At 43.9% G+C, this 13,476-nt stretch carries 10 protein-coding genes; 5 read left to right on the top strand and 5 right to left on the bottom strand.

Annotated features, from left to right (window positions below; genetic code table 11):
* Positions 1 to 289: 289 nt before the first annotated feature.
* Entirely contained in the window at positions 290 to 1,423 is a 1,134-nt protein-coding gene (locus RIC07_RS25570) for a cob(I)yrinic acid a,c-diamide adenosyltransferase (protein WP_446396968.1), read from the bottom strand.
* A 243-nt stretch (positions 1,424 to 1,666) separates the two neighbouring features.
* On the opposite strand from RIC07_RS25570, the gene fraC reads away from it, so the two are divergent.
* From fraC to RIC07_RS25555, 3 genes are all read left to right on the top strand, one after another.
* On the top strand, positions 1,667 to 2,251 hold the full coding sequence (gene fraC / locus RIC07_RS25565) for a filament integrity protein FraC (protein WP_446376748.1): 585 nt from the start codon (positions 1,667 to 1,669) through the stop codon (positions 2,249 to 2,251).
* Between the two features lie 92 nt (positions 2,252 to 2,343).
* The gene (locus RIC07_RS25560; RefSeq protein ID WP_446396967.1) at positions 2,344 to 3,372 is read left to right on the top strand and encodes a DUF5357 family protein; all 1,029 of its coding nucleotides are present in this window, start codon (positions 2,344 to 2,346) and stop codon (positions 3,370 to 3,372) included.
* Positions 3,373 to 3,421: 49 nt separating this feature from the next.
* Positions 3,422 to 4,204, top strand: coding sequence for an ABC transporter permease (locus RIC07_RS25555; protein ID WP_446355132.1), 783 nt, complete (start codon positions 3,422 to 3,424; stop codon positions 4,202 to 4,204).
* A gap of 408 nt (positions 4,205 to 4,612) precedes the next feature.
* Here RIC07_RS25555 and RIC07_RS25550 read toward each other — a convergent pair whose 3' ends face one another.
* The 3 genes from RIC07_RS25550 to RIC07_RS25540 form a co-directional block, all read right to left on the bottom strand.
* Positions 4,613 to 5,224: an alpha/beta hydrolase gene (locus RIC07_RS25550; RefSeq protein WP_446396969.1), complete on the bottom strand. Its 612-nt coding sequence runs from the start codon at positions 5,222 to 5,224 to the stop codon at positions 4,613 to 4,615.
* A gap of 230 nt (positions 5,225 to 5,454) precedes the next feature.
* Positions 5,455 to 6,102, bottom strand: a complete 648-nt coding sequence (locus RIC07_RS25545; protein WP_446396966.1) for a Crp/Fnr family transcriptional regulator — start codon at positions 6,100 to 6,102, stop codon at positions 5,455 to 5,457.
* Positions 6,103 to 6,219: 117 nt separating this feature from the next.
* Complete coding sequence (locus RIC07_RS25540; protein WP_446396965.1) at positions 6,220 to 7,251, bottom strand: CHAD domain-containing protein; 1,032 nt, start codon at positions 7,249 to 7,251, stop codon at positions 6,220 to 6,222.
* A 1,174-nt stretch (positions 7,252 to 8,425) separates the two neighbouring features.
* Between RIC07_RS25540 and RIC07_RS25535 the strand changes: the two genes are divergently transcribed.
* A complete protein-coding gene (locus RIC07_RS25535; RefSeq protein ID WP_446396964.1) occupies positions 8,426 to 9,478 on the top strand; it encodes a pentapeptide repeat-containing protein in 1,053 nt (350 codons plus the stop codon).
* Positions 9,479 to 9,818: 340 nt separating this feature from the next.
* Here RIC07_RS25535 and RIC07_RS25530 read toward each other — a convergent pair whose 3' ends face one another.
* Positions 9,819 to 10,028 carry a hypothetical protein gene (locus RIC07_RS25530; protein WP_446396963.1) on the bottom strand — a complete coding sequence of 70 codons (210 nt, stop codon included), beginning with the start codon at positions 10,026 to 10,028 and terminating at the stop codon, positions 9,819 to 9,821.
* A 400-nt stretch (positions 10,029 to 10,428) separates the two neighbouring features.
* Between RIC07_RS25530 and RIC07_RS25525 the strand changes: the two genes are divergently transcribed.
* Complete coding sequence (locus RIC07_RS25525) at positions 10,429 to 13,155, top strand: right-handed parallel beta-helix repeat-containing protein (protein WP_446396962.1); 2,727 nt, start codon at positions 10,429 to 10,431, stop codon at positions 13,153 to 13,155.
* Positions 13,156 to 13,476: the final 321 nt, after the last annotated feature.

The raw sequence follows: 13,476 nt of genomic DNA, 5'->3' as shown, positions 1-13,476 counted from the left end.
CTTATCCAGCACTGTCCAGACATCTGACGTCGCTCTCCTTCGATGTCCGACAATGGATCACAGTGGAAAAACCTCCATCCAGTGCCGTTTTCCTTTGCTATTACTAATCTATCAACACAGAACGGGAAAACCATCACTCGTAAGGTGGAATCGCACTCAAACCTAAGGAGGAACTCGGATTCAGACTTGGGTCTATCTTTGGGAGTTCAAAACCGCGATCGCTCCTTTTGGGGTTGTTGGCTGTAATGCTTGTTATACAAAGGATAGAGACAATTGCCGCAGGTGTATGTTAGAAATCCACCCCTCGCTTCAAATCCACCCCTTTGTCACAATAATGCTTATGACAAATCATCTCCGAATGAACCGTCGCCAATTCAAAATAAGCGGGTTGATTTTTACAACGACCTGTAATAATAACCTCCGTATCACGAGGTTTGCGTAACAGCGCCTCGACAATCGGTTCAACCTGCAACAGTTCCAAGTCAACCGTCGGATTCAGTTCATCCAGAATAATCGTTTTATACAACCCTGACGCTAACGCCGCCCTAGCAATTTCCCATCCCCGTTCTGCTTCCACATAATCCAAAATCTGCTGCTGTCCCCGCCAAACGATCGCATCTCGACCACAACGCTGATGATCCACCAGATTCGGGTAACTTTGACGCAATGCTGCGATCGCGGCGTCTTCGGTATATCCGCTTCCTCCCTTCAGCCATTGCATAATCATCACCCGGTGGGATTTATCTGTACTAATTCCCCGACCAATGGCTTGTAACGCTTTCCCTAACGCATTGGTCGATTTTCCTTTCCCCGCACCGGTATAAATTTCGATTCCCTCAATTCCCTGTTCCCGAGAAACCGGGTGATCATGAGGAACCGACTCACTATGTAAATCCGCCAAATCCAACAGCGCTGGCGGTGTTCCGCGTCCCGTGACAATCACTTCCAGAGACGGCGGTTTATTTTTCAGCGCTTGCACTACCTCCTCAACCGGGAGTAACCCCAAATCCAGCAACGGATTCAACTCATCCAGCACCACAACCGAATAGAGATTGGACGCGATCGCGCCTTTCGCCACATCCCAACCGCGCTGCGCCTCTAACGTGTCAAACCGCGTCACTTCCTCTTGGGTAAAAAACTCACTTCGTCCCGTGCGAACCTGATCAATCAAGTGAGGAAACGCCCGTCGCAACGCCTCAATCGCCGCATCCTCATCATAGTTCCGTCCCGGTCCCTTAAGGAACTGTAACAATAAGACCCGACTGGATTCCGCACAGTTGATCCCCAAACCAATTGAGCGTAAAACCACGCCCAATGCGGCTTGAGACTTCCCCTTACCGATGCCATCGTAAACATGAATCTGACCCGTGATCCGTTCTGTACGCTCAGCCGCCGTGCGAATACCAATACCTGTCCTAGTCATTGACGATCCTTAAGACTTTACCCCAACTCAGTTTAGGATATAACCGGGAATGGTAAGAATAATATTTATCCTCTTATCCCTGCCAATCTAATATAGTATAAACAAGCCAGACAGTTATCCCCGTCGTCGTTAGGAGGAATAAGGCGGAATGTCAGAGGTTCCCAGGATGTAACATTGATCGCCTCTAAGGAAAGCGAGTATGACGAACGAGGAACTGATACCATCGATTAAACGGAAACCATTATGGTAGATAACTTAACTATTGTTTTACCTCTCCAACTGATTCTCTTTCAAATCTTATTCCTGTTGGTCGCGATCGCCCTAGAAGCCAGGGTCTTGCACCGACGGCTAAACCTTACTCGTAAAACCAGTGTGCAATATGCTACCTCGCTGAATTTGTGGAGCGTTGTCCTGGGTTGGTTAACCTTTTTAGTTCTAGAAAGTTTGTTGCCTCAACTTTTGCGAATTCAAATTGTAAATTTTATTTTCTTTGATCATCCCCTAGGTAGTCAATTAAATACACCAAATCCTCAACTAATTTCGATTGGTATCATGATTTTCTTTTTTAGCTTTATTATCAAAATAATCGGATTTGAACTGATAAAGCAATGGATTCATGATCAACCAGAACAGTTTGAAATGAGTTCCGATATATCTAACAAAAGACCTGGCTTGTTTAATCAACCCAAGCGGAAGATTACCAAGCCTAAACCCAATCCTGCCTTTGCTTTGCTACTGGCTAATGCCTATAGCTACAGTGCTATTTTGCTGATTTTAGTCTTACGATTTATGGACTTGAATATTCTTGAATTGAATACTCTATTCTAAGCGATATTCAACCTATAAATACTGAATTTAAACGGTTTTCAGTCTGTTCTAACGACTTCCAAATTTCTTACCATTAGCTTCAAATTAAACCAATGATTAGGAAAATTTTAAACAATATATTAAATTGGGCAAATAACCTCCTAAGAACTATATTTGAAATCTTTAACCCGGACACAGCTTTCTCTTGGCAGACCCTGATCGGGTTAAGCGTATTCTCGTGGGCAATGTCATTTCTGGCGACGAATATTTTTACAATTATATTAGCGAGTTTTAGTTGGTGGTTTTTAATTTTAGGTGTCTATTGGGCAACAACTAGCAATAAAGACATCAGCATTGGTAAAATCCTCTTAAGTCCCTGGATTACAGGTGCGTTGGTTACCATTTATATTTTTGGCATTGTTACAGGCGAATTGCCAGCCTACGCTTTAGTGGTCTGGCCCCTGATATCGGCAGTAATTGCCGCATTGCCCACTTGTTTAGGTGAGAATTTTAAACCCAAAATTCCCGATAGAGACAAACGTCAACCGCTGGTGTGGTTATTCACGAGTCAGTTGATACTAAGCAGTTGGTTTCAATTCTATTTTTTGGTACAAGACTGGTTAGTTCAATATCCCACAATTGCGTCTGATACATTTGAAAAAAGTGCCTTTGTGGTCAGACTATCCACCGATGAATCGAGGCAAAGGCTACCCCGTGGGACGACCATTTTGGATTTGATAGCATCTCGCTTAGAAGAACAGCTCAATAACAAAGATTGGTCAGACGTTGAACAAATTCTTCTGCTTCGGGAACGCGAACAACTGATTGAGCAGATTGAGCAGATTGCCACTCAAGTGAGGCAAGAAATTAACTCCCCCGATATCAAAGAAGACAATTTGTGGCAAGTGGAACTTGGAGAGATTTCACTGCGGGAGTCGGGGTATAACTTAGAACTAAAAGCCTTTTGGGAAGGTCCGCGATCGCAAATTCAACCAAACTTACTCACCAAGTCTTGTCAGATAATATCCGTCAATCGCCAAACTGACATCGGTATTAGTCTTGTCAGTCAGATAGAATGTGATCCGGTAGAAGGATGGCGCGTCGCTGAACCGATTGTTACCTCTCAATCACCAACTCTATAAATTATTGATGCAACCAATGAGTTGACATAAGACAAAGGACATCAGATAAATGGCAACAAAAACTGTAGGTAGAATTTGGACAATTGCGACAAATGGGTTTCAGGAAGTCATTCGCGATCGCATCTTTTATGTGATTGGCTTTTTTGCCCTACTGTTGGTCGTTTCGCTACCACTCCTGAGGGAAGTAGCCGCCACCACAGAAGATAAAATATTTATGGATTTAGGTCTAGCGGCGATTGGTGCGTTGGGAGTGCTGGTTGCCATATTTGTTGGGACAGGTTTGATTAATAAGGAAATCGAAAAACGCACCGTGTTGGTTTTAATTCCCAAACCTATCTCACGAGCAGAATTAATTATTGGCAAGCATTTAGGATTACTGGGAGTCCTAGCGGTTTTGGTTATCGCCATGACAGCTATTTACTTAGCTCTCCTCAGTTTCAATGGCATTAATTACCCCTTAGCTAGCCTACTGATTTCAGAGCTTTATCAGTTTTTAGAGTTAAGCCTAATTGTAGCTGTAGCACTGATGTTTGGTGTGTTTACCAGCTCAATCCTCGCCACACTCCTAACCTTCGGCATTTATTTAATGGGACATTTGAGTCGCGATGTGCAGGAGTTAGGCAAACTCAGCGAAAATGCGACGATTGAGACGATAACCCAAGGTCTTTACCTAATCTTACCCGATTTATCCCGTCTAAATTTGAAAAATGAGGCAGTCTATGGCTTGCTTCCCTCCTCTGTAAAGCTTTTAGAACATGCCGTTTATGCCATACTCTACACGATCTTGCTGCTTGCGATCGCGATTCTGATTTTCTCCCGACGTGAGTTTTAATTGGAGATTGGGTGTCCCTTCACTTCGCTCAAGACAACCGACTTTGTAGGGGCGGGTTTAGGAACTTTCTGTTGGCTATTGATAGTAACTTTAGTACAAAACCCGGTTTGTAGGGGCGGGTTTAGGGACTCTCTTGTCGCGATTGATAGTAACTTTAGTACAAAACCCGGTTTGTAGGGGCGGGTTTAGGGACTTTCTGTCGGCGATTGATAGTAACTTTAGTACAAAACCCGCCCTGACTAAATGTTGAGTTAACTCCCCAATCTCCCCAATCTCCCCAATCTCCCCCATCTCCCCAATCTTCCCCATCTCCCCCATCTCCCTCATCTCCCTCATCTCCCTCATCTCCCCCATCTTCCCCATCTTCCTCATCTCCCCCATCTCCCCCAACTCCCCCTGTTTCCTATTTCATGTATTAACCAGAATAAAATCCCGCACAATTTCCACCACTTCAGGTGCAATCTCATGCCCCATATCCACCTCTTTGTACTGCATCGGCGCACCTAGCGCTAGTAAATAATCCCGCAATCGATGAGCTACTCTCAAAGGAACAACATTATCTTGTCTACCATGAACGATTAAAACCGGGGGCAAGGGAGGTTCAATCTCTTGAGGCGTGCGATGCCAATAACCACTCATTGACACTAAACCCGCCAAGGGTAAATGTAACCCAACATCTAGAGCCATGGCTCCCCCTTGAGAAAAGCCCATCATAATCGTAGAGGCAAGAGGAATATCGGTGAGACTTTCCAAAGACTTTAGCCAGTCTGTCAATAGACGCTGACTTTGTGCCAAGCCTTGATAGTCTTCTCGTTCCAAGTCATACCACATATAGCCTCCAGCCACCTGTGGGTGAGCAAAGGGTGCATTAGGTAGCAAGACATGGTAGTTAGATAGAGCCAATTCTGGCACTAGAGGTTGCAAATCTTTAGCATTAGCCCCCCAGCCATGTAAAAGTACAACCAGTCCCACTGGTTGTTTACCTGTAGCTGGTGGAATTGAAATCGTCTCCAAAGACAGGGACTTACTCCTGAAAAATTTAACGTGTGATTTTACTTGGGTTACACATACTATAAACTATCGCTACATCCATGACATTAGGTGGGTTATTTTTTGTCATGGAATGGCTAAATTTCCCGGAGTTCCAACCTAGAGGCTTGGTGACCCAGTGACCCAGTGACCAAATGACCAAGTAGGGGCTTGGTAACCAAGCCCCTACTCCAAACCTAATTCAACTCAAAACTAAAGTCTTACCACTCAGCAACATTTTTAAAGCTATCTGGTTTAATAATAATGTGGCGATCGCTGTCAAAGCTAATCTTGCCCTGATTTTTTAACTTGTTCAGGAGTCGGGTGACGGTGACACGAGTCGTACCGATCGCATTGGCAAGGTTTTGGTGCGTCAGGCGCATCTTCAAACGAGTCCCGTCGGGTACAGATTCACCCATTTCCTGTTGCATCAACCGCAACAAGTGTTGTAAACGATCTTCAACTCGACGCTGACCCGCGATCGCGAGGAGTGCTTCAGTTTGGCGTATCCGGTGGACGATTTGCGGTAATATCATCTGAGCCAATCGCGGTGAAGCATTGATCTCCTCTATAGAAAACCAAATCAGATGTACGTCAGACAATGCCGTCGCTTGGTAAGCACTCAGCAGAGAAAACCAACGACCAAAAAACATTGAAGGTTCTGCCCAACCTAGCCACACTTCTTCCCCATTCTGGCAAAGCGTACTGAGCTGAACTAAACCTTGGCAAACCTGCCAAACTCCTTGAGAAATTATGGGAATTTTGTCGCCTTTAGCATAAAAATGCAATCGACGTGAATCTTGAAGTTCGGCTTGACCAAGAGATTGAGTCGGGTTTACGTCCAAAACGGCTCTGGAAGTTGGAATCATGGGCTGCAACTCTCTCCAGCCAGATTTTTACAAGCTGGTATAGCAGGGCAGCTCTACTGTAAGCAATCAAGGTAAAGGCTCGGTAATCAACAGATTAAATCATCTCAATATTTAATGTTAAGTACTCAAATTGGCATGTTGTGCGTCTTGGATATTAACCGATGAGGTGTGAGTCCCGCTCTCTACTGGGTGTACAACAATTAGACGCAAGTCCTTGCGGGTTTGGGGAAGGAGATATCGTTCCTGGAGCGATCGCCATTCCTGCCATAATTGATAACGATCGCCACTCAACTGCTCTACCAGCGTTGGGAGTTTCTTCTTAATTTCTGAGTTCAGACAATCCGACAGAAATTCTGCCAAGACGAAACTGTCTTGAATCTGTCCCAAAATACGCTGAATCGATTTAATCTCTTTCACATAATCCTGATAAGGCGTGTCATAAAAGTCAGTAAATAATTCCATCTGATAACGCACTCGTTTGGCTTGTTTCCGCAAACTGTGCAACACTGAACCCTGAACACTGAATAGTTCAACCACATCCTCTAAACTCAGATCCTGAGCCACCTGCTTCTGTCCGTCTGAAAGGTGTACACCCATAAGCCACGCGGGGTGGAGGAAAAACTGACTCATAAACGGTAACAGTAAATCCGGCAAAATCTGATCAATTGGAAATTCGGCAAAAGTTCCGTAATTCGGCGTCTGCAACCAATCTTGAAATGCCAGTTTCATTTCCTGATAGGGTTTGCCGTTGAGAGTTTTCTGAACTTGAACTAAGACCTGGTGACGCCGCTTTTCTAACGTTGCTAATACTTTTTTGCCTATTTTTTGTTCAGAGTTGGGCAAAGTAGGCAGATACTGATTTTGCAGCGCATCTTGCATGATGTCCAAATCCCGCAGTTGTCCCAGCCGTCGCGCCACTTTAGCAATCTTTTTCTCACGAGCAGCTTTGGGTAATACCAGGGCTGGGGCAAAACCGCTCACCACTGTCCGTAGCCGTCGCATCCCTACGCGCATTTGGTGTAGCGCTTCGGGATCTTTATCCTTGAGAACATCAGTTTCATACTGAACGGTTCTCTGGAAATGTTTTTCAATAGCTAGATAAGCCCAATAGCCAAAGAGCTTTGGGTCGGATGAGGCAGTGGTTATCATCGGTATGGTGTGGGGTAGACATCCGGAACGTTTGCCCCTAGGGAATCATATAGAGGTGAACGTTGCTTGTTTGTAAAACCTGTATCACAAGAGTCTACCATACTCGTGAATCAAAAATTGTTCTTTCAACTCCCAATAACAGCAATGAGAACGTCTTGGGGATGACTTTTGAGCGGAATGGGCATCTTCGCCCCATTTTGCCATGAATCATACCTTGCCGGATCTGACACCCAGGGATTATCTTTAAAACATGAGTTGTATCAATGTGGCTTCTTGCCATCCTTTGAGCCAATCGAAGTCAGCCTGTCGGCGACGTATAGTCTGAGGGGATCTCTAATCGGGAGACCGATGGCTATTTAAGGAAGCCCCTTTATCGCGACTGACAATTGGGCGATCGGTTACAACAACAAACTAACGCAATTCAACTCCAACGGTATGACGCCTTCTCAAGACTTGGGCGCAGTAGTAAAATTCACTAGGGCATTAACGAGCAGCGATTTTTCTAGCTTAATGCCCAGACCTGGTTGGCATGAAAATTTATCGTCAGGAAAAGACTTTTTGTAGCGGTTGGAATAACCAATATCGGTGAGCAGTTATCTCCTGATTCAGGATCGGGATATTGATTAGCTTTATATCGCTTCAACCACCTTTACCGTGAAGACCGTAGTTTTCCCCTTAGAAAAAACTCCAGTTTTCACAAAGGACAGGGTATAAATAAGCTATTCGCTGATTACTTATTTATACCGCCCTAAACTCAGGAATTGGTGGGAACTAAAACCGTGAATGGCGATAAATTCCACCTATTGTTTTGGCTTTGATTATGCCAAGTTTTGGAGGTGATACCAACAGAGTTGCCACAAGCTTATTTATGTTCATTGATTGCAAGACGAAGATAATCATTAATAATGATTAGTCTATCGAACTTGTTCAGGAATCATGGCACTCAGTATCTAATGTTTTTATAGGGATATGGATTTAATTTACATTAAAACCGACCCTAGAGAAAACAAGTTTACTCGTTTTGACGATGCCCATTTTTTAGGGCAATCTTATCCTTATTGGAATTTATTTGCGATTTCATTCATGGAGAATGTAAATTCCAATTCAAAACATTTTGCTAACCCTAATATGGATAGCCTGTAGCTAACAAAAATCCATAAACTTAAGCGTTTTTATGAAATTAAGTCAATGTTTAACTAAAGCAAAACTTCTGAACTTGCACGAAACTGGAGAACGCAATTTCCCCGGAGTTAATTTGATCAGAGCCGATTTAACTGAAGCAAACCTGAGTCGCATTAATTTGAGTGCTGCCCATTTGCAGCAAGCTAATTTAGCCAAAGCTAAACTGATTGGCGCTCAGCTTAAAGATGCAGATTTAAGTAAGGCTGATCTCAAGAATGCACTATTGATTGAAGCCACGCTTTCCCAAGCCGATCTGACGGCTGCAATTCTCAGGGAAGCAGATTTGAGTGGTGCGATTCTCACGGGCGCTACTCTACTCGATGCGGATCTACGACATGCTACCTTAATTGGCACAAGTCTGATCGATGCCAAAATGAAACGAGCAAAACTGGCAAAGGCAAACTGTACGGGAGCCAGCTTAAGTCGCGCGAGTCTCCAAGCCGCAGACTTGCAGGGAGTCATCTTAAATCGAGCCATTCTTAGCCAAGCAGATTTAAGGGGAGCAAACCTGAGAGGCGCTTGCTTTATTCGAGCCTATTTACATCGGGCAGATTTGCGAGATGCTAATTTAACCGGGGCTGATTTGAGTGATGCGGATCTCAAGGGCGCTGATCTGAGTCATGCTAATTTGTCAAGGGCTAACTTGAGTTGTGCGAATCTGAGTCACGCGAATCTTACGGGGGCTAATCTGACTGGCGCTCACTTGCAAAATGCGAATCTCAGTCTCGCCAATCTCAGTGGATTGCTCCTCAAAAACGCCAATTTGCAGAGCGCCCAACTCAGCAAAGCCAACCTGAACCAAGCCAATTTATATAAAGCTAATTTGTCAGGGGCTAATTTGCTAGAGGCGAACTTAGAACATGCTAACTTAGCTGAGTCGAATCTCCAGCGAGCAGGTTTGCTTTTGGCTTATTTAACAGATGCTAACTTGAGTCATGCCAATCTGAATGGGGCTAACTTAATTGGCGCGAATTTAATGGGAGCGGACTTAAGTGACGCCTCCTTAGCCGGAACTATCATGCCCAATGGTAGAATACACTCGTGATACCAAGTTGCGTTCTATCATGTCATTCTGAGCGAAGTGTGAAGCGAAGCTATAGCGAGGAACGAGCTTTAGAATCTGGACAGATGCTTCGCGTCACGGAGCCTGCCCTCGAACGAAGTGAAGGGTTTCACTGCGTTTTGCTCAGCATGACAGATTCTACCTTAGACTGCAACTTGGTATGACATCTTCCTACACCTTACCCTTAGGATCGGTGTAGGCTTCCTTTGTAGCAATTTTACGGATTACGCTTCCGGCTCCTTCACTGCGTTCGAGGACAAGGTTTTATAGGTGGGAACACGCCTAGCCCAACTTTCTGGAATTTATCTATCTCGAACAATCACTAAACCGATGTAGATTCAAGGATTTCCAGCAATCCATGTCGTATCCCATAAAAAACTCGTTCAATCAGAATTCGTTCATGTTCCTTTAAGCTATCTTTATACAGTAAAGCACATTTTAAAAATTGCTGATCGGAGGGGGTAATACAGCGATTCATTAAAACCTTAGTCACTAAATCTTCGATATGTGTCTGAGGCAGAGTAACGTTCATTGACTTCACAAATATTAAATGTTCATTTTTGTTGTCATCATTATGAATGATTTTCTAGATCAATTTTGTGATCGTCCTAAAAGATAGTTTGTGATTTTTCTAAACAGCAAATCGTGATCTGTGATCAGGTTAGGTAGTGACATAGGTCACAAATGGATAAATATAAAATCTAAAATGGGAAGCTCCTTATGAGAAATTTCCCAGTCATCACTGGCATCTACAAAGTCTGTATTGGTGTTCAAAGTCCCTATATGAAATAGTGGCAGAGTAGATAAATGATAAGATAACCGTATAAAATAGTTTTAAATCTTCTCTTCCTTGTCCCTTGTTCTTACAGACATTCACCAGAATTGAGAAAGGTTCCACCGGAACATCTCTCCTCAATTCTGCCTTTAGACTAATGAAAAACACAAAACTGGGATTAATCAGTCTACTCCTCCTCTCTATCTCTAGCCCACCAATGCTAGCGCAGACAGAGGCGGCATCCGAAACGTCTGATAGCTTAAGAATCCAACCCCGTTTAGGAATTGGACATACGAGTTCTGGTGGTGGATTTGATGGCTTTACCCGCCTAGAGGGATTTGTTCCCCTTTTGCAAACTCCAGGTAAAAATCTGACGTTTTTGGAAGGGCGACTCTTCCTGGATAACGATGATGCAAATTTGGGGGGTAATCTGATCCTGGGATATCGTACCTATAGTGCCAGTTCCCATCGAATTTGGGGCGGTTATATGAGTTATGATAACCGCCATACAGGTCACAATACCTTTAATCAATTGGGGTTAGGCATAGAAAGTTTAGGAACTGTTTGGGATTTTCGGGTGAATGCTTATTTACCCATTGGCGATACACGCCAAGGAGTTGGTGATGCTGGAGTTCGAGATATTTTCTTTCGCCGCAATTTCTTGATTTTAGAACAGGGGCAAAACAAAGAAGCCGCCATGGGAGGTTGGGATGCAGAAGTTGGCGCAAAACTTGCTCGAATTGGTATAGATGGGGATCTGCGCGGCTATGGGGGATTGTATTGGTATGATGCGGAAGGGAGTTCAGAGATATGGGGATGGCGAGTGAGATTGGAAGCACGTCCTTCTGATAATTTTAATCTGGGGTTGTCGTTACAAAATGATGATTTATTTGGCACGAATTTAGTGTTTACCGTGGGTGCGACATTTCCCGGAAATCGTCCCCAAGGGTTAACGGATGATGATGATCAAGGTTTGGCACGATTAGCTGAATCGGTGCAGCGAACGAATGCAATTGTGATTGATCATCAAGATGATTTCCAAGACGTACCAGCGACAAATCCGGAAACAGGGGAACCTTATGTATTTCAGCATGTTGTTTTGGGCGAAATGGGGGGAGAGGGTACGTTTGAAAATCCCTTTGGTATCGTTGAGAATGGGTTAGATCAAACGGTATCTGATGGTAATGATGTTGTTTATGTACAACCTGGAACCAATCCAGGGATTCCGCCGTTTACCATTCCTGATCAAGTGCAGGTGTTATCCACCGGTCCAATTCAGAAACTGGATACTGTAGAACGAGGAATAGTGCAATTACCGCTATCAGGTGCAGGAATACTCCCCACGATTACTCCAGGCGCGGCGGCTTCGGTAACTCTGGGTAATAGAACCACCCTATCTGGGTTTTATATCCCTGATGCGGGTACTTTTGCGATTGAGGGGAGGGAGATTGATACGGTAACAATTCGGGATAACGCGATCGCGAATTCAACTCAAGCTGGTATAGTGCTACTGGAGACGACAGGAACTGTCACCGTTACTGATAATAGTATTGATACGACAGGTGGTTTGGGTAATAGCGGATTTTTTATTGGCAATACGGCGGGTTCGGTTGACTTAAACCTGGTCAGGAATCAGATTGTCAATACGACAGGCGATGGGATGGGTATTGTTCTGTTTAATACTGAGGACAGTACAGTAACGGTTTCGGAAAATGTCCTGGCGAATAATCTCCTTAACGGCATTGGTTTCAGATTGGCTAATGCTGTCAATGTTAACTTTAATATTAAGGATAATACAAGTCAAAACAATGGCAGTGCCGGACTTTTATCTGAGCTATTCAGCAATTCTAATTCAAGCGTCACAATTATCAACAATGAAATTTCAGACAACCAATTTGGTGGAATTTCTATGGCGCTAATAGATAATTCTGAGGGAATAGTCACGATTACTAACAATAATCTTAGGGGTAATCAAGAAGACGGGATTATCATGGGATTATTTGCAGATTCCGCTGAAACGGTTACAGTTTTAGATAATACGCTGTCGGATAATCAGTTTAATGGAATTGTCCTATTTATGCGGGATAATTCTCAAGGGGCATTCACTATTGCCAATAATACTATTTTAAATAATCAAAGGGATGGGATTATCTTCGCATTCTTGGATAATTCCAGTGGAATGGTAATGATTGAGGAAAATACCGTCGCGAGAAATCAGGGGCGGGGAATAACTGTAGACTCTATGGCTGATGCTGAAGGAGAAGTCATTATCCAAAATAACCAGATTTCTGAGAATGAAACGTTAGGGATTGCGGGTTTTATGATCGGGGAGTCAGATTTAGACGTCACGATTGACAACAATGAGATTTTGAATAATGGTCATCATGGTATTGGTGTTAGCATTCAAGAAGCTGCCACATTGAGACTAGAAATCACTGAAAATCTAGTTAACGGTAATGGCTTTCAGGGTGTTGACCTAAATTTTCCCCAACCCGATGGCATTTTTACAGACGCACTCAATAACTCAACTCTCCAGTTACTACTGGAAAGAAATATAGTAATGGATAACGCTCGTTTTGGTGCGTTGATATTAGCAGAAGATCAGTCGGAACTTTTCGCGGGTGTCCGATTTAATACATTTACAGGAAACCCAGGTGTTCTTGACAATGCCAATGGTTTTGTAGTGCAAACTGGATCACTGACAAATCTTGAGCCGGAATCGACTATCTGTTTAGATTTGAGTAATAATACCAGCGAGAATGGTTTCTCTCTAAATTACATCGATCTTGACAGTACATTCAAAGCCGATACAACGGCAAATAATGGCACAATTTTGATACCACAATTGCCTGTTGAGACGCTCGGGGATTGTCCGGTTCCGTAGTGGCGTGGTACACCTAATTTGGGGTTGCTGAATAAGTGTTGTGGGAGGGTAGGGAGCAGGGGAAGCAGAGAAAGCAGGGGGAGTAGGGGGAGCAGGGGAAGCAGGGGAAGCAGAGAAAGCAGGGGGGGTAGGGGGAGCTGACAGGTGTAGGTTTTTTATTTTAGGGTTGGGACAAGACAAGGAGGACAAGGAAGGAAAGAAGACAAGGGGGGAAAACCGTACAGAATTCGGTTCGGTCAAACTAACTTCTAAAAGCCGAAACGCCCTATTTTTCGTTCTCACTCTTCCTTGTCTACTGGTCTACCTGTCTTCCTTGTCTTG

Origin of the sequence: Coleofasciculus sp. E1-EBD-02, from assembly GCF_040218245.1 — a bacterium.
Lineage (GTDB): Bacteria > Cyanobacteriota > Cyanobacteriia > Cyanobacteriales > Coleofasciculaceae > Coleofasciculus.
This window is presented reverse-complemented; position numbering and strand designations above follow the sequence as displayed.